This is a genomic window from Rhizobium cerradonense (assembly GCF_030182455.1).
In the GTDB taxonomy this organism is placed as follows: Bacteria; Pseudomonadota; Alphaproteobacteria; order Rhizobiales; family Rhizobiaceae; genus Rhizobium.
The window spans coordinates 583,385-604,965 of record NZ_JAQJCK010000002.1; the positions used below are offsets into that span (position 1 = coordinate 583,385).

General features: G+C 60.5%; 19 protein-coding genes. 8 read left to right on the plus strand and 11 right to left on the minus strand.

Features of this window, described 5'->3' with window-relative positions; translation table 11 throughout:
• Nucleotide 1: 1 nt before the first annotated feature.
• Genes PH547_RS06985 through PH547_RS06995 form a run of 3 tightly spaced genes read right to left on the minus strand, consistent with a single transcriptional unit; the run spans nucleotide 2 to nucleotide 4,784 of the window.
• On the minus strand, nucleotides 2-2,827 hold the full coding sequence (locus tag PH547_RS06985; protein WP_285167856.1) for a DUF4159 domain-containing protein: 2,826 nt from the start codon (nucleotides 2,825-2,827) through the stop codon (nucleotides 2-4).
• A complete protein-coding gene (locus PH547_RS06990; protein WP_104823766.1) occupies nucleotides 2,824-3,744 on the minus strand; it encodes a DUF58 domain-containing protein in 921 nt (306 codons plus the stop codon). The genes PH547_RS06985 and PH547_RS06990 overlap by 4 nt, the downstream gene beginning before the upstream one ends.
• Nucleotides 3,745-3,770: 26 nt before the next feature.
• Complete coding sequence (locus PH547_RS06995) at nucleotides 3,771-4,784, minus strand: AAA family ATPase (RefSeq protein WP_104823765.1); 1,014 nt, start codon at nucleotides 4,782-4,784, stop codon at nucleotides 3,771-3,773.
• A gap of 168 nt (nucleotides 4,785-4,952) precedes the next feature.
• Between PH547_RS06995 and PH547_RS07000 the strand changes: the two genes are divergently transcribed.
• The 3 genes from PH547_RS07000 to PH547_RS07010 are packed head-to-tail and all read left to right on the plus strand — an operon-like array spanning nucleotide 4,953 to nucleotide 7,461.
• A complete protein-coding gene (locus tag PH547_RS07000) occupies nucleotides 4,953-5,576 on the plus strand; it encodes a DUF1285 domain-containing protein (protein ID WP_285167857.1) in 624 nt (207 codons plus the stop codon).
• Nucleotides 5,573-6,208 (plus strand): NUDIX hydrolase, encoded by a 636-nt coding sequence (locus tag PH547_RS07005; RefSeq protein WP_285167858.1) that lies wholly within the window; start codon nucleotides 5,573-5,575, stop codon nucleotides 6,206-6,208. Before PH547_RS07000 ends, PH547_RS07005 begins: the two co-directional genes overlap by 4 nt.
• Nucleotides 6,205-7,461 (plus strand): CCA tRNA nucleotidyltransferase, encoded by a 1,257-nt coding sequence (locus PH547_RS07010; protein WP_285167859.1) that lies wholly within the window; start codon nucleotides 6,205-6,207, stop codon nucleotides 7,459-7,461. The genes PH547_RS07005 and PH547_RS07010 overlap by 4 nt, the downstream gene beginning before the upstream one ends.
• Before the next feature lie 10 nt (nucleotides 7,462-7,471).
• On the opposite strand, the gene PH547_RS07015 is transcribed toward PH547_RS07010, so the two are convergent.
• The 3 genes from PH547_RS07015 to hemF all read right to left on the minus strand — a co-directional run bounded on the left by PH547_RS07015 (nucleotide 7,472) and on the right by hemF (nucleotide 9,073).
• Nucleotides 7,472-7,657 (minus strand): DUF1059 domain-containing protein, encoded by a 186-nt coding sequence (locus tag PH547_RS07015; RefSeq protein ID WP_104825157.1) that lies wholly within the window; start codon nucleotides 7,655-7,657, stop codon nucleotides 7,472-7,474.
• Nucleotides 7,658-7,793: 136 nt separating this feature from the next.
• The gene (locus tag PH547_RS07020; RefSeq protein WP_104823761.1) at nucleotides 7,794-8,072 is read right to left on the minus strand and encodes a hypothetical protein; all 279 of its coding nucleotides are present in this window, start codon (nucleotides 8,070-8,072) and stop codon (nucleotides 7,794-7,796) included.
• A gap of 89 nt (nucleotides 8,073-8,161) precedes the next feature.
• Complete coding sequence (gene hemF / locus PH547_RS07025) at nucleotides 8,162-9,073, minus strand: oxygen-dependent coproporphyrinogen oxidase (RefSeq protein WP_285167860.1); 912 nt, start codon at nucleotides 9,071-9,073, stop codon at nucleotides 8,162-8,164.
• 170 nt (nucleotides 9,074-9,243) lie between these two features.
• Between hemF and PH547_RS07030 the strand changes: the two genes are divergently transcribed.
• Complete coding sequence (locus tag PH547_RS07030; protein ID WP_104823759.1) at nucleotides 9,244-9,501, plus strand: hypothetical protein; 258 nt, start codon at nucleotides 9,244-9,246, stop codon at nucleotides 9,499-9,501.
• 2 nt (nucleotides 9,502-9,503) lie between these two features.
• Here the strand turns inward: PH547_RS07030 and PH547_RS07035 are convergent, their stop codons facing one another.
• From PH547_RS07035 to PH547_RS07050, 4 genes are all read right to left on the minus strand, one after another.
• Complete coding sequence (locus PH547_RS07035) at nucleotides 9,504-9,914, minus strand: VOC family protein (protein ID WP_285167861.1); 411 nt, start codon at nucleotides 9,912-9,914, stop codon at nucleotides 9,504-9,506.
• Nucleotides 9,915-10,072: 158 nt separating this feature from the next.
• Nucleotides 10,073-11,716, minus strand: a complete 1,644-nt coding sequence (locus PH547_RS07040) for a Na/Pi cotransporter family protein (protein WP_104823757.1) — start codon at nucleotides 11,714-11,716, stop codon at nucleotides 10,073-10,075.
• 211 nt (nucleotides 11,717-11,927) lie between these two features.
• A complete protein-coding gene (locus PH547_RS07045) occupies nucleotides 11,928-13,094 on the minus strand; it encodes a hypothetical protein (protein ID WP_285167862.1) in 1,167 nt (388 codons plus the stop codon).
• A gap of 116 nt (nucleotides 13,095-13,210) precedes the next feature.
• A complete protein-coding gene (locus PH547_RS07050; protein ID WP_104823755.1) occupies nucleotides 13,211-13,672 on the minus strand; it encodes a tRNA (cytidine(34)-2'-O)-methyltransferase in 462 nt (153 codons plus the stop codon).
• A 397-nt stretch (nucleotides 13,673-14,069) separates the two neighbouring features.
• On the opposite strand from PH547_RS07050, the gene PH547_RS07055 reads away from it, so the two are divergent.
• Both PH547_RS07055 and PH547_RS07060 read left to right on the plus strand, forming a co-directional pair.
• Nucleotides 14,070-15,923 carry an ABC transporter ATP-binding protein gene (locus tag PH547_RS07055; protein ID WP_104823754.1) on the plus strand — a complete coding sequence of 618 codons (1,854 nt, stop codon included), beginning with the start codon at nucleotides 14,070-14,072 and terminating at the stop codon, nucleotides 15,921-15,923.
• A gap of 453 nt (nucleotides 15,924-16,376) precedes the next feature.
• Entirely contained in the window at nucleotides 16,377-18,239 is a 1,863-nt protein-coding gene (locus PH547_RS07060; RefSeq protein ID WP_285167863.1) for an ABC transporter ATP-binding protein, read from the plus strand.
• Between the two features lie 55 nt (nucleotides 18,240-18,294).
• Here the strand turns inward: PH547_RS07060 and PH547_RS07065 are convergent, their stop codons facing one another.
• Nucleotides 18,295-19,242, minus strand: coding sequence for an endonuclease/exonuclease/phosphatase family protein (locus PH547_RS07065; protein ID WP_104825156.1), 948 nt, complete (start codon nucleotides 19,240-19,242; stop codon nucleotides 18,295-18,297).
• A 469-nt stretch (nucleotides 19,243-19,711) separates the two neighbouring features.
• Between PH547_RS07065 and petA the strand changes: the two genes are divergently transcribed.
• The gene (petA, locus tag PH547_RS07070) at nucleotides 19,712-20,290 is read left to right on the plus strand and encodes a ubiquinol-cytochrome c reductase iron-sulfur subunit (protein WP_104823752.1); all 579 of its coding nucleotides are present in this window, start codon (nucleotides 19,712-19,714) and stop codon (nucleotides 20,288-20,290) included.
• A gap of 14 nt (nucleotides 20,291-20,304) precedes the next feature.
• Nucleotides 20,305-21,579 carry a cytochrome b gene (locus PH547_RS07075; protein ID WP_104823751.1) on the plus strand — a complete coding sequence of 425 codons (1,275 nt, stop codon included), beginning with the start codon at nucleotides 20,305-20,307 and terminating at the stop codon, nucleotides 21,577-21,579.
• The last annotated feature ends 2 nt before the right edge of the window (nucleotides 21,580-21,581 follow it).

Genomic DNA, 21,581 nt, shown 5'->3' on the forward strand with positions numbered 1-21,581 from the left:
CTTACTGCCCCAACCGTTCCAAAATGTCCGGGATGTGCACCTGATCAGACTTATAGTTGCCGGTCAGCATGTACATCATGATGTTGACGCCGGTGCGGTAGGCATATTCGCGCTGTGTCTCGTCCGGCGGCACGGTCGGCAGCAATGGAATGCCGTTGTCGTCGGTCGCCCAGGCGCCGGCAAAGTCGTTGCCGGTGATCATGATCGGGGTCACTCCGTCCGAGGAGGAGACCGCATTGCCGTCGCCGCGCGTATCCTGCCGCGCCTCGATCCAGAGCGGGCTGTCGGCATAGCGGCCGGGAAAGCTGGACAGCAGATAGAAGGATTTGGTGAGCACGTGACCTGCGGGCACCGGCTCCAGCGCCGGAATGTCGAGATTGGCGAGGATCGCCTGCAGCCGCTGGCCATTCGGGCTCGGCGTCGTGTTGTCGCCCATCGTGTCGATGGCGTCGCGCGTGTCGAAAAGCACGGTGCCGCCATTGCGCATATAGGCGTCGATACGGTTGATGGCATCGTTGGACGGCATCGGCGCGGTGGCGGAAATCGGCCAATAGATGATGGGATAGAAGGCGAGCTCGTCCTTGGCGAGATCCAGGCCGACAGGCGGTCCCGGCTCCAGAGTCGTGCGGTAGGTGAGGAAATCGGAGAGGCCGGCAAGTCCGCGCTCGGATGTATGATCGACGTCGGATTCGCCGGTGACGACATAGGCAAGATGGGTCTTGTCGAGCCGCGAATAGATGGTCTCGTCGCCGGGTTTGGAATCGTCGGCCCAGGAATTCGTTGGATGCAGGAAGGCGGCGGCCGAGATTGCCAGCAACAGCACGGCGGCACCGCCGGCGATCGTCTTCGGTGATTTCCGAAGGCGCGGGAAGGCACCGTTCATGAAGAGCACGATGAGGCTGTCAGCCAGAAGCACCAGGAAAGCGATGGTGAAGAGGATCGGCTTGGCCGACCAAGCCTCGCCGCCGATCAGCCCCTCGCGCGCCACGGATACGCTCGCGCCGGAGGCATTCAGCGGCCGGAGTTCTGCGCCGTCGGGTAGGACGTTGAGCGCGGTAAAGCCTTCCTCCGAACCGTAGAGGCCGGGCGGGTTGTCGAAGTTGGCAGCGATTGCGCCTTTGTTGTTCGGATCGAGCGGGCGGGCGTTGCCGGTCTCGCTGGTCAGAACGCCCTTGGCGGTCAGCAGCCGGAATGGCGGCAGGGCTTCGCTGGTCTTCGGCGCGCTTTCGGTCGAGGTGACGCCGCCGGAGCGCGAAAGCTGCACGATACGACGCAGCATCTCGACAAAATCACCTGAGATCGGCAGATCGGACCATTGCGGTTCAGCGCTGACATGGAAGAGGACGACGCGACCGGCCTGCATCTGCTTTTCGGTCACCAGCGGTGTTCCGTCGGCGAGGCTTGCCCAGGTGCGTTCGGCAAGATCGGGTGTCGGCTCGGCCAGCACCTGCCGCTTGATGAGGACGTTGGTCGGCTTCGGCATGCCGGCGAAGGGGCCGAAGGAGGGAAAGTCGGCAAGGGGCTGCGGTTCGGCCCAGGAGAGTGCGCCGCCGAAGGTGCGTTCGCCCTGGCGCAACGTCACCGGCACCAGCGGGTCCTCGGCGGGAGCGGCGGCAAGGCGCGGTCCGGCGAAGCGCACCAGCGTGCCGCCATTCTGGATCCATCGCTGCAATGGCGCGTAGCTTTCCTGAGGCAGGCGGCCGACATCGGCCATGATCATGACGGAGGGATTGCCGGCAAGCAGCTCGGGGATCGATTTTGCCACATCCGCGCTGTTCGGCTGGATCAGATCAGCATAGGGCTGCAGGGCGCGCTGGATGTAATAAAGCGGCGACAGGATCGGCTGGAATTCGTCGGCGGCCTGCCCGGATAGAAGCGCCACGCGACGGCGCTTGAAACCATCGTCGAGCAGATGCACGGCGCCGGCGCTTGCGTGGCGGTCGATACTAATACGGGCAAAATCATTGCGCATTTCGAATGGGGCGGCGATGGTGCCTGTTGCGACCGTCTGGCCGCCGGCGAAATTCAGCGAACCGGCCGCGATCGGCCGTCCCTGATTGTCGAGTGCGCTGAGCCCCAGCCGGAGCGGGCTGCTGCCGTTCAGCCGCGTTGCGGTGACGGTCATGTTGTCGGCGGCGTTGGTGGCGCCGGTGATGGCCAGCACTTCGCTGCCATCGCCTTCGATGAGGCGCAATTCGCTGGGCTCCAGGGCGGCGAGCTGGTTGACAATATCGTCCTTGTTCCTGCTTTCGGCGCCGTCGGAAAGGAAGGCGATCGTGCCCGGCTTGGTGCCGTTCAAAGCGGCTTTGATCGCCTGGGCGACGCGTTGGCGATCCGGCACCAGCGGCCTTGCATTGGCCGCGTGCAGCTTGTCACGGGCGGCGGTGGCAGCGCCAGGCGTCGTGTCGTTGCTCTTGTCTGCGGTGAAGGCGATGGAGACGGGGATGCCCTTGGCGTCGGCGTCGTCGATCAACGCGTCGGCCGTCTGCACACGGCGCTCCCAGTCGGCAGCGCTCGCCCAGCTATTGTCGATGACCAATACCAACGGTCCGTCGCTCGACAGCGTATTGGTGCGCGGATTGAACATCGGATTGGCGATGGCGAGGATGACCAGAGTGGCAAGCACCATACGCAGCAGGGTCAACCACCAGGGGCTGCGCGCCGGCGTTTCCTCGCGCTTCAGGATCGTTGCCAGAATACGCAGCGGCGGAAAGACTTCCGCTCTTGGATGCGGCGGTGTCAGGCGCAGCAGCCACCAGATCGCCGGAAGCAGGATCAATGCGCCAAGGATAGCCGGGGAGGCGAAAGCGAAGGAGAGCGCGCTCATGGCTGCCCCCCAAGCGTCGCCTTGGCGGGCATGCCGGAGAGATACATATGCACGGCGACCAGCGCTTCCGATGTCAGCCGGTCGGTGCGGTGGCTGACAAAAGTCCAACCGAGATGGCGCAGCGATTGGCCGAGATTTTCGCGGCGAGCGAGATAGGCGCGCTGGTAATCTTCCCGCAGGTTTTCCGCGCGGCCCGCCACTAGCTTCGTGCCGTTTTCCGGGTCGGTGAATTCGGTGCGGCCGCTATAGGGGAAGACCTCTTCGGCCGGGTCGGCGACCTCGACCACATGGCCGCGCAATCCGCGGCGAGCCAGAGGCCCGATCCGGCCCATGACGGTGTCGGCATCGTCCAGAAAATCGCCGATCAGTACGATATCGCTCCAGCCACGGATCATGCTGGTCTGCGGCAGGCCGCCTTCGAGCGGCGTGTGCATCAGGGCCGCTGCCAGACGCTCGGCGGCGTTGCGGGTCGCAACCGGCTCCATGATGCCGGGGCAGCCGATGCGTTCGCCGGAACGGGAAAGAATTTCCGCCAGCGCCAGCATGAGGACGAGCGCGCGGCCTTCCTTCGAGACATGGCCGTAGGTCGATTTATACATCATGGAAGGCGAGAGATCGGCCCAGAGCCAGATCGTGTGAGCGGCCTCCCATTCATGATCGCGGATATAGGTATGATCGTCGCGGGCCGAGCGGCGCCAGTCGATACGAGACAGGCTCTCGCCTTCGGTATAGGGGCGGAACTGCCAGAAATTTTCGCCGATGCCGCGCTTGCGCCGGCCATGCCAGCCGGCAATCACGGTATTGGCGATGCGCTTGGCTTCGACAAGGCAATCCGGCACGAGGGCAGCACGGCTGCGGGCTCGGGAGAGGGCATCATTGCCTGGGGTCGGGCTGACGATCTGTCCGATGGATGCCACGCGCTATACTCTCCTCGACACCCTGGTTACGATCTCGACCGCTTGACCAGCCCTGCAATCACATCCCGCACCGACATGCCTTCCGCACGGGCGGCGAAGGTCAGAGCCATGCGATGTTCCAGCACAGGCTCGGCCAGGGCATGCACGTCGTCGAGCGACGGCGCAAGCCGGCCTTCATACAGCGCGCGGGCGCGGGCGCAGAGCATCATTGCCTGGCCGGCGCGCGGGCCAGGGCCCCAGGCGACGTGCTTGTCAGTCGTTTCATTGCCTTGGCCGGGGCGCGCGGAACGCACTAGCGACAGGATGGCATCGACGACGCCGTCGCTGACCGGCATCTGGCGGATCAATTTCTGGATTTCCATCAAGCGCGTGGCATCGATCACGGCACGCGGCGTCGCTTCGCTGAGGCCGGTGGTTTCCAGCAGGATCTTGCGTTCGTCGGCAAGCTCCGGATAATCGACATCGACCTGCAGCAGGAAGCGGTCGAGCTGTGCTTCCGGCAGCGGATAGGTGCCTTCCTGCTCCAGCGGGTTCTGGGTTGCGAGAACGTGGAACGGCGCAGGCAAGTCATAACGCTGCCCGGCGATGGTGACATGATACTCTTGCATGGACTGCAGCAGCGCCGATTGTGTGCGCGGCGAAGCGCGGTTGATCTCGTCGGCCATCAGCAATTGCGCGAAAACCGGGCCCTTGACGAAGCGGAAGGAGCGGCGGCCGGTCTCATCCTGGTCCATGACTTCCGAACCGAGAATATCCGATGGCATCAGGTCCGGCGTAAACTGGACGCGATTGGCGGCAAGGCCGAGAACGGCACCGAGCGTGGTCACCAGCTTGGTCTTGGCAAGGCCCGGCACGCCTACGAGCAGCGCATGGCCGCCGGCCAGCACGGCAAGCAGCGTATTCTCCACAACGCTCTCCTGGCCGAAGATGACCTTGGAGACTTCGGCACGGATGGAGGCGATATCTTTCAGCGCCTGTTCGGCGGATGCGATGATGGCCTGGTCGTCGAGGCTCGTTTCGGTCGATTTGATCATGCCCATTTGCATCTCCAACGGCAGAAAAACGGTACGCGCGATTCGCAGACCTTACACATTTGCCCCATAATCAATAGAACCTATCGTTATGAAGACGGCTGACAAGCGCGTTTCGAATGACTATCTCGTGAGAGAGGGCCGTATTCGTAACTAAGCACAAACCGGGACGGAAGAATGGCAACCGAGGAAATCAGAGGGGCGAGCGATGCTGCAAGTTTGGCTGCGCTGATTTCGCGCGCGGCCGGCGATGCCGGCGCGCGCAAGAAGAGCCTGCCGCCCGTCGATCGCTGGGAGCCCCCGTTTTGCGGCGATATCGACATGGAAATCCGTAGCGACGGCACCTGGTTCTATATGGGAACGCCGATCGGCCGTGCACCGCTGGTCCGGCTGTTTTCAACGGTGCTGCGCAAGGACGCGGATGAAAAGACCTATCTCGTCACGCCTGTGGAAAAGGTCGGTATCCGCGTCGTCGATGCGCCGTTTATCGCTGTCGAAATGAGCGTGACCGAGCGTGAGGGCAAGCGGGTACTGACATTTCGAACCAATGTCGGCGACGTTGTCGAGGCGGGCAGGGAACATCCAATCCGTTTCGTCATCCGTGGCGAGAATGACGAGTTGAAACCCTATCTTCACGTCCGCGGGCGGCTGGAGGCGCTGGTGACGCGCGCGGTGATGTATGATCTCGTCGAACTCGGCGAGACCGTTGTGATCGCCGGGCGCGAGATGTTCTGCGTGCGCTCGGGCGGTACGATCTTCCCGGTCATGCCGGTTGCCGAACTGGATGCCTTAACGCGATGAGCGAATTTCCGCTTTATTCCGCCGCCGAATTCCGGCGCCGCGCGCTCAATCAGAGCGGCGGTCCGGTCGAGCTTGCCTGGCGCGACCATGGCGACCACGCGCTCAATCCGGATACTACCTTGCAAGTCGAAGGCCTGAAGCTGCGCGATGCCGCTGTGCTGGTGCCCGTGGTGGACGATGGCGACGACGCCAGCGTCATCTTCACACTGCGCACCTCGACATTGCGCAAGCATTCCGGCCAGATCGCCTTTCCCGGTGGCGCCATCGATCCGGAGGATGCGTCGCCGGAGATGGCAGCGGTTCGTGAGGCGGGTGAAGAGATCGGATTGGCGGACGTCTTCATCGAGCCCGTCGCCCGATTGCCGCATTATCTGGCAGCGACCGGTTTCCGCATCACGCCAATACTCGCCGTGGTCAAGCCTGGCTTCGAACTGGCGCTCAATCCCACGGAGGTGGAGGATGCTTTCGAAGTCCCGCTCTCCTTCCTTATGAATCCCGGCCATCACGTGACCGACAGCATGGTTTGGCAGGGGATGGAGCGGCATTTCTATCGCATGCCCTATGGTCCGCGCATGATCTGGGGCATTACCGCCGGCATTGTCCGCACGCTTTACGAAAGGCTTTATTCATGACCTCCATTGCCGGCGAGGCTTGGTTCCAGGACGGAGCGCTGCAGCGGGTGCTTGCGTTGTTGAACGGCGATGGCGGCGAGGGGCGTGTCGTCGGTGGAGCAGTGCGCAACAGCCTGCTCGGGCTGCCCGTCGCCGATATCGATATAGCCACGACGCTGCTGCCCGAGGCTGTCGTCGACAGGGCCGTTGCCGCTGGCATCAAGGCAGTGCCGACGGGCATCGCGCATGGGACTGTGACGCTGGTCGTCGATGGAAAGCCTTTCGAAATTACGACCTTGCGACGCGATGTTGAAACCGATGGCCGGCGTGCCCGGGTGGCATTCAGCGATGATTGGCAGGCCGATGCCGAGCGGCGCGATCTCACGATCAACGCGCTCTATGCTTCGGCAGATGGCGCGGTTGTCGATATGGTTGGCGGGCTCATCGATCTGGAGCGCCGTAATATCCGTTTCATCGGGGATGCGGCGACGCGGATTGCCGAGGATCATTTGCGGATCCTGCGTTTCTTCCGCTTTTTCGCGCATTACGGCAGTGGAAGACCGGATGCGGACGGACTGCGCGCCTGTGCGGCCGCGCGGTCGAAGATCGCGACGCTTTCGGCCGAGCGTGTCTGGTCAGAGATGAAAAAGCTGCTTGCGGCCAAGGATCCGGGCCGGGCGCTGCTCTGGATGCGGCAGGTCGGGGTGTTGACCGAGGTGCTGCCGGAGACCGAGAAGTGGGGGATCGACGCCATTCCCGCGCTTGTCGCCACGGAACAAGCACTCGGCTGGGCGCCTGATCCGCTGCTGCGGTTGGCAGCCATCGTGCCGCCGGATGCCGCGAGGTTGGCAAAGCTTGGCGAACGACTGCGGCTGTCGAAGGCGGAAGCGGCCTATTTGCAGGACTGGGCGAATGCGCCCGGCATCAAGGACGATGTGTCCGAAGCGGCCTTCGATCGCCTGCTCTACCGCCACGATGCATCCGGCATTGCCACCCGGCTGAAGCTGGCGCTTGCAGTTGCACGGGGCAAGGCGGAAGGCGATTTCGAGGAGATGGCGCGCGCCGCGCGGCTCGGCAAGTTGCTGGAGCGGACGGCCCGGTGGAAGAAGCCGGTCTTTCCGGTCAATGGCGGGGATGCGCTGGCCGCAGGCGTAAGCGCAGGGCCTCGGGTCGGCGAGATCCTGGGTAAACTTGAGCAACAATGGCTCGACGGCAATTTCGCCATGAACCGGGCGGCTCTTCTCGCCCGGCTCAAGGAATTGACCGAGTCCTGATGTCAGTTGATCAGGCGGCGCTCGCCTCGTCGCGAATGCGGGCCTTGATGTTGTCGACCATATTTTCGCGGATGATCGTCTCGCCATGGGCGTTGCGCATGTGCTCGACAGCGCGGCGAACCACTTCGGCATCGTCATTGGCGCGCGTGTGCCAGTCGCAGCCAGGTACAAGTGTACCACATTCGAACAGTCGCATATCTGCCTCCTGATATTTTGACGCCATGAAAGACTTCCAGCCGAACGGCGGCTTGAAGGTCAAAACGCAAAAGGTGGGGAAAGGTTTCGGACGTCCGGCAGGGCCTCCACCCTGCCGGACGATTACTTCCCGGATATCAATCCGGCATGGCCCAGGATTTGAAGCAATCCGAAGATTGATACTTCGGAACGGGCGCTTGCTTTGCCGGGCGGTCGGATACGATGCGTGCCACATCGCTTGGCGACTTGCCAGCCAACTGCATTCTGACCTGCTCGATGAAGCAGGAGAGTGGCAGATCCGACCCGCTTCTAACCCTCATGTCCTCAGCCAGCCGGACGACGAAATCCGGCGTATCGACTGTGCGCGAAAGCTTTTGTTCCTTCGCGGCTTCTGCCACTTGATTCTGTACTGCCATTACAACCTCCTCCGATTGAAACGAGCATTACCTAACCTCGGTACTCCTCCGAACTAATTCAAGATTTTTCTGATTTAGCATTTGCCATTCTATGGCCAGCGCACGACGGGTGGCAAGGACGATAAGATCGACTCTACGTTGCCTCCTGTCTTTAGCCCGAATATTGTACCCCTATCGTAAAGTAAATTGAACTCCACATAGCGCCCGCGACGAATTAATTGTTCGTCACGATCTTCTTCGGACCACACGTCATTGAAATTCGAGCGCACGATCCGTGGGTAGACCATGGAAAATGCGCGCCCGACATCCCGCGTGAAGGCGAAATCCGCGTCCCAACCGCCTGCCTCCTCCCCAGAGTGCAGCCAGTCGAAGAAAATGCCGCCGATGCCGCGCGGTTCATTGCGATGCTTCAAATAGAAGTAGTCGTCGCACCAAGTCTTGTATCGCGGGTAGTCTGCAACCGTATGACGGTCGCAAACAATCTGCATGGCGCGATGGAAGAGGACGCTGTCGGGGTCTTCCTGCGTGCGCCGCCGGTCGAGCATGGGCGTCAGGTCGGCGCCGCCGCCAAACCAATGGCTGGTCGTCACCACCATGCGCGTATTCATATGCACGGTCGGTACGTTCGGGTTGACGGGGTGGGCGATCAGCGACAGGCCGGAGGCCCAGAAGCGCGGATCTTCCTCGGCGCCTGGAATCTGGCTGCGGAAATCGGGCGAGAATTCGCCGTAAACGGTGGAGGTATGAACGCCGACCTTTTCGAAGACACGGCCTTCCATGACCGACATGCGTCCGCCGCCGCCTTCGCCGTTCTCTCTCAGCCAGTCCTTGGCGACGAAACGCCCCGGCTCCTGGTCCGAGAGGGGACCGGCAAGCTCGTCCTCCAACTGTTCGAATTGCGCGCAGATCGCGTCCCGCAGGCTTTCAAACCAGCCCTTGGCCGCTTCTTTCTTGTCTTCGATGTCTTCGGGTAGTCCTTTGGGAAGTTCCGGTCGTTCCATGTATGCTCTCCGGCGGGCGGGCCGCTAGGGCCCGCGATTCACGTAATGTCGATTCCCGGTCTGAATATCAGCATCATCGCATCGTCACCAGCGCGTCGGGCTCGCCGGAGAATCGACTCGCAAATTGCCAAATGCGGTATTATCTTCCCTCTCAAAGGCGAGGTTTCACGATGAAAATACCCGGACCGCCGCCCCTTGACGGGTTGAGACGCAGGATTTCACGTTACCGGCAGGAAAAGCCTACCGGCGGAAAAGGTGATTTTGTCCGCGAGACTTTTTGTCTCAGTCGCCCGGAAGCGCGGGCCAAGGCCCGCGAGTGGTTCGATGAATTTCCGAAAGCCGCCTATTGGACCGAAGTCGAAAGCTGGCGGCAGGTGGAAGGCGATCGCATCGAATTCACCATGCGGCGCCTCCCGTCAGCCGATTGATATCAGGCAGTCGAACGCTGGCAATTGATCATCCACGGCACGCCGTACTTGTCGACCAGCATGCCGAAACGCTCCGCCCAGAAGGTTTCATCGATCGGCATGGTAACCGTGCCACCCTCCTGCAAAGCCGCAAACAGCGTCTCCGCTTCTTCCGCCCTGTCGATTTGAACGGAGACCGAGAAACCGTATTTCTTGCCGGTATCACCCGGCCTGCCGTCAGAAGCCATCAAGACAGCGTCGCCGACAGTCAGCCGCGCATGCATGACTTTATCGCGCCAGTGCTCCGGCGTTTGGCTCGCCACATTCGGATGGCTGTAGTCCATGACGGTGAGCTCGCCGCCAAGGCATCGATGGTAGAATTCGAGAGCTTGCCGGCAATCGCCGTCAAAGATCAGATAGGCATCCAGACGCATGACGTTTCCTCCATGTGTCATTTGCGAATGTTTTACAGCATAGGCTTCTAAAGTGGCGATAATGCAATGACGAGAAATTTTCTGTATTGTTGAACGAAATCAAAGCATAAGGGACGGATTTTTCTTCCGTTTTCGATCTTCGCGTTCGCCGCAACCGGCTACTGCGTATTTCGCAACCGGCTCTCGATCAGCAGCCCGCTCTCATCCAGGATCGGATGCGCTACCGAGACGATGTGGGCATTGATGCGCTTCAGGTCGCGCAGCATGTCGAGATGCAGCGAGCTGGTCTGCAGGCTGTCAACGCGGCCGTCGCGCAGGCGTTCGAGATGCCGCTCGGAGGATTGTTTCTCCAGCCGGCGGACGTCGACCTTCACCTCCATGAGCTGGCGGGCGAGGTTGAAATCGCGGGTGACGAAGATCGTCTGGGCGATACGCAGGTTATCGATCGTCAGGTTGAGGAGGCTCTGCAGCTCCTGATAGCCATCGCCAGAGAAGGTCAGGCCCTTGCCAATCTTCTTGGCAACCTGTTCGGCGAGACCCTTCTCGATGATGTCGCCGATATGTTCGAGGTTGATGGCATAGTCGATAATGACGATCGAGCGGCGGCCGTTTTCGTCGTCCAATCCCTCGCGCCCGAGCTTGGAGAGGTAGATCTTTACCTCTTGCTGGATCCGGTCGACGCGCTTCTCCAGAACCGCGATTTCCTTCAGCGGAGCAAGATCGTTGTTGTTGAGCGCGTTTTCCGTCCGGATCAGCATGCGCTCGATGAGGTCGCCGACACCCAGAACCTCGCGCGTTGCGCTGGCGAGCGCGATGACCGGCGTGTTCAGGGCGTGCTGATCGAGAAATTTCGGGCCGTCGTCGGCTCGCGGATCGTCGGCCACAATCCGCCGCATCATCTTCGACAAGAAGGACGAGAAAGGCCAGGCGCAGATCGCGAGGGCGATGTTGAAGAGCAGGTGAATGTCGACCGGTAGCTTGGCCGGCGAAAAATGCAGGGCCTGCATCCACGCGCCGATATAGCCAGCAAAGGGCAGGACGAGGAGGCAGCCGACGGTGCGCACGATCAGATTGCCGAGCGTCACCCGCCGCGCAGTGGCGGGACCGGAGAGGGTGGCCATGACCGGAGGGACCGCGCCGCCGAGATTGGCGCCGAGTACGAGCGCGACGGTCAGGGCCGGGGAGAGAATGCCGGTCGAAGCGAGAGACAGGATCAGCACGACCACGGCAAGACTAGACGACGAGAGGAAGGCGAGCACGGCCGAAAAGATCAATGCCACGGGCAGAGCGCCGTCCAGCAGGCCGATAAAGGCGCCAAGCGCCGGCGATTGCCGCATCGGTGCCGTGGCGAGGCTCAGCAATTGCAGCGACAGAAGCATCAAGCCGATGCCGATCAGTGCCGCACCCGCGCCCTGCTTGGTGGTGGACGAGCGGCGATAAAGCACGATGCCGATGAGAATGATCAGCGGCGACAGCCATTCGATGCCGGTCGCGACGATCCAGGCAGTCACCGCGGTACCGACATTGGCGCCGAGCAGCACGATCTGCGCCATGCTCGGCAAGACGAGTTCGCGCTCAACGAAAGAGGCAATCATCAGCGCCGTTGCGGTCGAGCTCTGCAGCGCGACCGTTGCCACGAAGCCGGCGGTGAAGGAACGAAGCCCGCCGCGCGTGCTGCTGGCAAGGCCGGTTCTGAGCTTGGCGCCAAAGGCGCGTGAAACACCATCCTTCACCTGTGCGAGGCCGAACAGCAGCAAAGCAACGGCCCCGAACAAATTGATCATCACGACGGTGGATTCCATTTCGCCTTTTTATGTCTTTCTCATGCCGTCATGTTTTCAATGATTGTCGGAAGTCGGACGGAAGCTACTGAAAAGGCATGAATTTCAGTGCTTGGAAACGACTGGTGAGCAGCAGCAATTTTGCTCGCCGGCTAATGATTATATGTCTCCGGTGGCTCGCGGTTCAACACTGCGAACGACATATCTGACAATATTTGCGGGGCGCCTGATTTTAATGCGGCTTCGGCGGCTGCATTTCACCGGATCGGTCGGCTTGCCTCGGCGGGATGTCGGGCAACGTTCTTTCAGAGAAGGCTTCCTTCACCTTCTTGATCGTTGCTGGCTTCCGTGCCGGGCGCTCCGACGGCCGTGGGACGGCGGTTTCGGTTGTCGAGGCATTCGATGCCTCCCGCTCGGCCACGACATGCAGCGCCGGCGCCGCTTGAGTCTCTTCCGAAATTGAGGCCGTGGCCAAAATCTCTTTGAGCACTGCGGTGACAGGCAAATGGCCGGCCAAATCCGTGTTGGTGTGGTGCCAGGCATGCGGAATGCGCTGATCGGCCGGAATGAATGGCCTGGAGTTCATCTCGCCGAACCAGTCCCATTCGCCGATGACATCGACGACATCGGAAAAAATCGGCGGCATGGCGATGCGGGCGCCGATGGTGACGATCTTCAATATCTTCGCCAATGTCGCGGCCCTGGCCTCATCCTGCTTGCAGAGATCGTGAAGGGCGGCCGAAATGACCAGATTGCCTTTCGAGTGGCCGGCCAGGAGGCGGAAGGAGAAGCGAGGATCGGCAAGAAGCGCCCGCACGGTCCTGGTGTCGAGGCTGGTGCGCGAGGCTGTTTCGTCGTCATTCTTGTCGGCGACTCCGAATTTGGGTCGTCCGGCAAAATCGTCCAGCATTTGGAAGACGGGCCGCAGACCTTTCATATGGCCAAAGAAGAAGTGGCCGCCAAAGGCCTCTGTGACGATGTCAGCCAGACCATATCCTGAAACGACGATGGCGACCGGCGCGCCGATGGCGTCGGCGACATTGCGGGCGAAGGCAGCAGCACCAAGGGCGGAGCCGCCGATGCCCGCGACGGCCAGCGCCTGGGCATCGCCACCGCCGCGAAGTGCGAACTCCTCAAGCGTTTCGCAGAGAGTTATCGCAGCACCGCCGCTCGGCGGCACGATCATGATCGAGCCTTCGGCTGCAAGCGAACCGCTGATGTAGAAGGCCTCTTCCGGGGTGATGACCTTGACGTCATAAAACAGGGCATCGAGCGCAGTGTTGCGCTGGCGCAAAGCTTCCAGAGTGAGATTGCGTAGCGGCGAGCGCTGCAGCCGTTCAGGGAGACTGAGAGTGCGCGCGAATTGAGTAAGGGTGAGGGTGAATGCCGTCTGGAACATGGGTCACCTCGCCAGAGCTGCCGTTAGGTAAAGCACTTCCAGGAGAAAGCTTCTCACACTTTACCCGACGTGCCAACGGCAATTGGCCACTGCAGCGTTCAGATTTGCCGCGACATTTATGACCAGTTTGTCTGCCGCAGTGCCTCGCCCGAAATCATCGCTGCAGACATGGCGACATTGATGGAGCGCTGTCCAGCGACCATCGGGATCAGGATGCGACCATCGGCCTTTTCGTGCACATGATCGGGCACACCGGCGCTCTCGCGGCCGAAGAGCAGGATGTCGTCTGCCCGAAAGGTGAAATCCGTATAGCGTTCGGCCGCCTTGGTGGAGGCGAGCACCAGACGCCGCCCGCTTTCCGCCCGCCAATCCTCGAAACGTTCCCAATTGACATGTCGCGTCAGCGTGACGGTGGCGAGGTAATCCATGCCGGCGCGCTTGAGATTGCGATCCGATATGTCGAAACCGGCTGGCTCGATGATATCGACGCCAAGGCCGAGGCAAGCGGCGAGTCGAAGGATCGTGCCGGTGTTGCCGGGAATGTCGGGCTGGTAGAGGGCGATGCGCAGCGAAGTCATAATCTGCAACTAACGAAATTGCCGGGCGTTGTCTTCGCCTTTTGTCGAATCCCTTGTTTCTGTGATGTCTTCATCAGCAGAATTGAAGATTTCAGGCGCGTTTTTGGGCACATTTCGCTTTCCAAAGCGATTAATGCACGGTAAAAGAGAACCGCTCTACAACTTGCGACATAGGAGGCTCAGATGAATATTTTGTTTGTGATGATGCGCCTCCGAGCCGTGGCCGCGCGGCCATGATGCGGGCGCTTTAAAGCGCGTTTTTGCAAGTTTCCCCTTTTTTGATTCATTGCGCGGCCGATATGGCCTCGTTCTTTCATCACCCGGCCACCATATCAGTCCGCGATCCCTTTTAGACGCGGAAGCGGTGGCCGAAGGGCCTGAGTCTTTGGAGCATTTCATGTTTGGCTGGTTCGAACAGCGACTAAACCCTTTTCCAAGCGAAGTGCCGCACGTTCCGCCGCGGGGTCTTTTTGCCTTCTGCTGGCATTATACCAAGCCGGCCGCGCCCTGGCTGATCGCCATGGCCGTTCTCACCATGCTGATCGCGGTCGGCGAAGTGGCTTTGTTCCAATTCCTGGGCGATATCGTCGACTGGCTGTCGCATGCGGACAAGGCGACATTCCTGCAGACGGAGTGGCATAAGCTCTTCTGGATGGGCGCGATGGTGCTGGTCGGTCTGCCGCTCGCGGCGGTGCTCGACTCCATCATCATGCATCAGGTGCTGCTCGGAAACTATCCGATGATCGCCCGCTGGCAGATGCATCGCTTCCTGCTGCGCCACAGCATGACCTTCTTCGCCAACGAGTTCGCCGGCCGCGTCGCCACCAAAGTGATGCAGACCTCGCTTGCCGTGCGCGAAGCGGTGATGAAGATCCTCGATGTCTTCGTCTATGTCGTCACCTATTTCCTGTCGATGATCTTGGTCATCGCTGCGGCGGACTGGCGGCTGATGCTGCCGATCCTCGCATGGCTCCTGATCTATATCGGCATCGTCAGCTATTTCGTGCCGCGACTGCGCAAGATCGCAGCCGCTCAGGCGGATGCACGCTCGACGATGACGGGACGGGTGGTCGACAGCTATACGAACATCGCGACGGTGAAGCTGTTTTCGCATGCAGGCCGCGAAGAGGGCTACGCCAAAGCAGGCATGAGCGAATTCCTGCAGACCGTCTACGGGCAGATGCGCAAGGTGACGCTGTTCTACATCGCGGTCTACGTCAACAACTGCGTGGCCTTGTTCGTCATTTCGGCGCTGTCGATCTGGTTCTGGCTGAGCGGCTCGATCTCGATCGGCGCGATCGCCATCGCCATCGGGCTTGCCATGCGCGTCAACGGCATGTCGCAATGGATCATGTGGGAAGTCTCGGCACTGTTCGAGAACATCGGCACGATCTATGACGGCATCGAGATGCTGACGAAGCCGCATGACATCGTCGACGTGCCGGCCGCACCCGCGATCACGGCCAAGCAGGGCGCGATCCATTTCGATCATGTCCGCTTCCACTACGGCAAGGCCAATGGTGTCATCGAAAACCTGACCTTCGATATCCATGCGGGTGAGAAGGTGGGTCTCGTCGGCCGCTCCGGCGCCGGCAAGACGACGCTGATGAACCTGCTGCTTCGTTTCTACGATCTCGAAAGCGGGCGCATCACCATCGATGGCCAGGATATCGCCAAGGTGAGCCAGGACAGCCTGCGTTCGCTGATCGGTGTGGTGACGCAGGATACGTCGCTGCTGCACCGCTCGATCCGCGACAACATCGCCTATGGTCAACCGGAGGCGACCGATGCGGAGGTGATCGAGGCGGCCAAGCGCGCCAATGCCTGGGAGTTCATCGAAGGGCTGACGGATATGCAGGGTCGCAAGGGGCTCGACGCTCAGGTCGGTGAGCGCGGCGTCAAGCTCTCCGGCGGCCAGCGGCAGCGCATCGCGATTGCCCGCGTCTTCCTGAAGGACGCGCCGATCCTGGTGTTGGACGAAGCGACCTCGGCGCTCGATTCCGAAGTGGAAGCGGCGATCCAGGAAAACCTCTTCGCGCTGATGCAGGGCAAGACGGTGATCGCCATCGCGCACCGTCTGTCGACATTGACCGAGATGGACCGCCTCATCGTCCTCGACAAGGGCCGCATCATCGAGACGGGCACGCATCACGATCTGGTCCAGCACGGCGGCATCTACGCTGACCTCTGGAGCCGGCAGTCCGGTGGGTTCCTGGCGGACCACGAAGAGGCCGAGGCGGCGGCGGAATGAAAAGAGGGCGGGCTTCGGGCTCGCCCTTTTTGTTTCGGCTAGCTCATGTCGCTGCGTGGAACTGCCTTATTCGATCTTTGTTGTTTCTTATCTATTGAGAACAATTAGGAGGTTATGATGGCCTTATCCAGCGGTCCGCGAATGCTTATCAGTTGCTGCACAATCGCCATTGACTGGATCGCCTCGCCATTTCGACAACCCGGATATCGATGGTCTGAGATCGCGTACAGTATTGGGTTTCGAGACAATTCGCGTTTATTACCTTGTCCGAGGTGAAACCCTCGTCGTCGTACGCGTCTTGAATGGGCGGCGTGACTTGCAAAGCATTCTGGATGTCGACGACAGGGCGTCGTGAATCGTAGCGCTTTCCCTACGTCAAACATGACAAAAATATAAGATTCCATCACGCCTACTTTCCTTTGCACCCCAGGCGAAACCACCTATATCGCTGGGATGCTGATCCGTTCCGTCTATCGCCTGTTCGAAACCTGGATTGATCCCTATTACCGCACTGGCGACCTGCGTCCGCCGCGGTCGCTTTGGGCTTTCATCTGGTACTATGTCGGTCAGGCGAAGGGGCCGTTTCTGGCGATGGCGGCGCTCGGTGGTGCAGTGGCGGTGCTGGAGGCGGCGCTGTTCTGGTTCGTTGGCCATCTGGTCGATATCCTAGACAAGGTGCAGCCGGGAGCGGGCTGGGCAGGGTTGCTTTCCGGCCATGGCGGCGCGCTGCTTGGCATGGTTTTCGTCGTGCTGGTCGTCCGCTTCGTGGTGGTCAGCCTCGGGGCGCTGGTCGAGGAGCAGGTCGTCGTACCCGGCTTCCTCAATCTCGTGCGCTGGCAGGCCTATGTGCATGTCGCGCGCCAGTCGGTGAGTTTCTTCCAGAATGATTTTTCCGGCCGCATCGTCACCAAGGTCTGGTCGGCGGGGCAATCGACCGGCGATCTCGTCGTCTCGCTGCTGCAGGTGGTCTGGTTCATCATCATCTATGCCGCCTCGACCATAGCGCTGGTCGGCGGGCTTGATTGGCGCCTGGCGCTGGTGATCGCGATCTGGATCTGCATATTTTCGCTGCTTGCCCGCTATTTCGTGCCGCGCATCCGGCGACACGCGCGCAACGCTGCCGAGGCATCTTCGATGCTGAACGGCCGCATGGTCGATGCCTATGCCAATATCCAGACGTTGAAGCTCTTCGGCCGCGAAGAGCAGAACGATGATTATATTCGCAACGGCTTCGATCGCTTCCAGGCCGCCGTCATGCCTTTCACGCGGCTTCTGACCGGCGTGCGCTCGTCGCTGGCCCTCCTGTCAGGCGTGATGATCACGACGATCGCGGCGCTTGCCATCCATCTTTGGCTTGCGGGCGAGATTTCCACCGGCGGCGTCGCCTTCACGCTCAGCATGGTATTGCGGCTCAACATGCTCTTCGGCCGCATGATGGCGCAGTTCAATGCGATCATGCGCAATCTCGGCACGATCCAGAATTCCGCCGAGATGGTCTCGGAGCCGATCGGCCTGGTCGATCGGCCGGGCGCCAGGGATCTGCAGATCGTCCATCCGGAAATTCGCTTCGAGCACGTGACCTTCCACTACGGTCGCGGCAGTGGCGTCATAGACAATTTTTCATTGACCGTTCGTGCCGGCGAGAAAGTCGGCATCGTTGGTCGCTCCGGTGCCGGCAAGACGACACTCGTCAATCTGCTGCTGCGCTTCTACGATCTCGAAGGCGGACGCATCCTGATCGATGGACAGGACATCGCCGCGGTCCGGCAGGAATCGCTGCGCGGCGAGATTGGCATGGTGACGCAGGATACCGCGCTGCTCAATCGTTCCATCCGCGACAATATCCTCTTTGGTCGTCCGGAGGCGAGCGAGGAGCAGATGGCGCAGGCGACACGGCGGGCGGAGGCGGATACGTTCATCGCGACGCTGGAGGACCAGAAGGGCCGCACGGGCTATGCCGCCCATGTCGGTGAGCGCGGCGTCAAATTGTCAGGCGGCCAGCGCCAGCGTATCGCGATTGCCCGCGTCATGCTGAAGGACGCGCCGATCCTGGTGTTGGATGAGGCGACCTCGGCGCTGGATTCCGAGGTCGAGGCCGCGCTGCAGTCCAATCTGGAAGCATTGATGGAAGGCAAGACGGTGCTTGCGATCGCGCATCGCCTGTCCACCATTGCCAAGCTCGACCGGCTGATCGTCGTCGACAAAGGCAGGATCATCGAAGAGGGTACCCATGACGAGCTGATTGCCCGCGGCGGCCTCTATTCCGAACTCTGGGCGCGCCAGTCGGGCGGCTTCATAGCAGCCGAGGCCGAGTAGGCTGTCACCAAAATGTCAGACAGCTTTCCGGATAAGCTTGAGCAAAATCAAAGAGCTATTTTGAAACGCTGAACTCCGTCATCAAACCGAAATGGTTCGATCCCATGGCGTCTGTTATCTGTTGCACGGATTTCAGCCGCAGCGGCGGGCGCGCGAAGACATGGTCGATGGAAATGCCATAGGCGCCGGCCATGATCGGCCAGGTGGCGGGTTCTGGAAAGGTGTGACGCAGACCGGTGTCGTTCAGGAAGCCTCGCATATCGGGCGCAATGACCGAAGCGTTGAAATCGCCGGCGACGATCAACGGCCCTTGAATATCTTTCAGGATCGGGCCGAGTATATCCAACTCTATTCCATGAAACTCGTCGAAATAGGGTTTGCTGAGGTGGGCTGAGACAAAGTTAACCGGCTGACCATCCATGTCGATGGTCGCGAGAACGAAGCGATTGTCCCAAAGGCTGCCGAGGCTGTGCATGACCTGCGTCTGGAATGGGCGCTTCGATAGCAGCAGGGAATCGCAATCGCTCGTCATGATGCCGCAGCCGATGCGGTTGGGATAGACGGCGGTTATTCGCTTCATCTCCGATTGGATCGGGCCTGCTTCGAAAATCTCCACGACATCAGCCTTCGAATTGACAATGAGGTCAGCGATCCGTGTGCCGTTTTCGAAATTGCTGTCTTCGATGTTGAAGGAGAGCAGGGTGAAGCTCTTGCTCGCATCGGCCGCTGCCGGCGGGTTGAGCGGAGGGGAGGCAGCATATTCGCGCAGCATCACCACTGAATGAACCGCAAGCCCGGCACCGACAGCCACCAGGAAAACCGCATACCAATGCCGCTTGAAGAGGAGGGCGAGGAGGGCGAGCCCGATGCCGAAAAGGCTGATATGGGTCTGAAGGCTTTCGAAAAAGGCGAGCAGCCATACATCGGTAACATAACGCGCCGCAAGGATGGCCAGTGCCAGTGTAGCAAGGACGCATAGAACGCAGTAGATCGTGTGTCTCATGGTCATGTCCTCAGCCATATCTCCAATGGCTCATAGAGCGGCGGCGCAGCATAAAGGCGCATAAGTCGCTCCTTAAATCCATTCGGATTTAAGGAGTAGGAAGTAGAGCTTAGTATAGATCGGCGGTCAGCCTCATGCTGACCGGGGTGCATTGCAGCATTAAAATCACTGTTTATTTTGCGCTGCGATACGAAAATCTATAGGGCGAATCTCGCGATTTTTCATGCGCTTACGTCTATTTGACCGGCGGTGGGGATTTTAAGCTCGGCACTCACGGCCAAATAGCGCAGTTTTCCCGCGACATTGTGCCCGCACCCCTTGCCAAGACTGGACATAATTTGCGATCAAGCTTAGAACGCGGCGGGTTACGGAGGAATCTATGGCGGAATTATGGTCGCGTTGATTCGCCGGCAGTGAGGGGGTACCGCAGCGTCAAGCTGCGGGTTTTGCGGATGAGGATGGTCCAGCCTTGAGCGAGCACATTACGACGAATGAAACTACGGGCGAGCCTACTCGCCGAGATTTCCTTTATCTGACGACGGGCATGGCCGGCGCAGTGGGCGCAGTCGCCGTTGCCTGGCCGTTTATCGATCAGATGCGGCCGGATGCCTCGGCGCTCGCTCTTGCTTCTATCGAAGTCGATGTCTCGAGCCTGGAGCCCGGCATGTCGATGACGGTGAAATGGCGTGGTAAGCCGGTTTTCATCCGCAACCGCACGCAGAAGGAAATCGATGACGCGAAGGGTGCGCAGATCTCCGATCTGAAGGATCCGAACGCCCGCAATGCCAATTTGCCGGCGGATGCGCAAGCGACCGATGTCGCGCGTTCGGCCGGTGATGGGAAGGAAAACTGGCTTGTCATGATCGGCGTCTGCACGCATCTCGGCTGCATACCGCTTGGTCAGGCGGGAGAATACGGCGGTTGGTTCTGTCCCTGCCATGGTTCGGTCTATGATACCGCTGGTCGCATCCGCCATGGGCCCGCGCCGCAGAACCTCGCTATTCCGGTATATGCGTTTACCGCAGAAAAAAAGATCAAGGTCGGTTGAGGGGGAGCTGAATCATGAGTGGTCATTCGTCTTACGAGCCATCAACGGGGCTCGAAAAATGGGTCGACGCGCGGCTGCCGCTGCCGCGTATGGTCTATGACAGTTTCATCGCCTATCCGGTCCCGCGCAATCTGAACTATGCCTACACGTTCGGCGCCATGCTGGCCGTCATGCTCGTTCTGCAAATCCTGACCGGCGTCGTTCTTGCCATGCACTATGCGGCGGATACGACAATCGCCTTCAATTCGGTCGAAAAGATCGTTCGCGACGTCAATCATGGCTGGCTGCTGCGCTACATGCATGCCAACGGCGCGTCCTTCTTCTTCGTGGCGGTCTATCTCCACATTGCCCGCGGCCTTTACTACGGTTCCTATAAGGCGCCTCGCGAAATCCTCTGGATCCTCGGCGTGATCATCTATCTCCTGATGATGGCGACGGCTTTCATGGGCTACGTTCTGCCCTGGGGTCAGATGTCCTTCTGGGGCGCGACCGTTATCACCGGCTTCTTCTCGGCCTTTCCCTGGGTCGGCGACTGGATCCAGACCTTCCTGCTCGGCGGCTTCGCCGTTGACGATCCGACGCTCAACCGCTTCTTCTCGCTGCACTACCTGCTGCCGTTCATGATCGCGGGCGTGGTTGTCCTGCACATCTGGGCGCTGCATGTGACCGGCCAGACGAACCCGACCGGCGTCGAAGTCAAGTCGAAGACCGACACCGTGGCCTTCACACCCTATGCGACGCTGAAGGATGCGCTCGGCGTGTCTATCTTCCTGCTGGTGTTCGCCTATTTCGTCTTCTACCTGCCGAACTTCCTCGGCCATGCCGACAACTACATTCCGGCCAATCCGCTGAAGACGCCGGCCCACATCGTTCCGGAGTGGTACTTCCTGCCGTTCTACGCGATGCTGCGTTCGATCACCTTCAACATCGGCCCGATCGACTCCAAGCTGGGCGGCGTTCTGACGATGTTCGGCGCGATCATCGTGCTGTTCTTTCTGCCTTGGCTCGATACCTCCAAGATTCGCTCGGCGGTCTATCGTCCTTGGTACAAGCTGTTCTTCTGGCTGTTCATCGCTGATGCCATCCTGCTCGGCTGGCTCGGCTCGCAGCCGGCGGAAGGCATCTACACGACGGCTGCGCAGTTCGCGACGCTGTTCTACTTCCTGTTCTTCCTCGTCGCCATGCCGGTCCTCGGCCTGGTGGAAACACCGAGACGCATTCCGAATTCGATTACGGAAGCGGTTCTTGAAAAGCAGAACGGCAAAACAGCCGCTCCGGTTGAAGCATAACC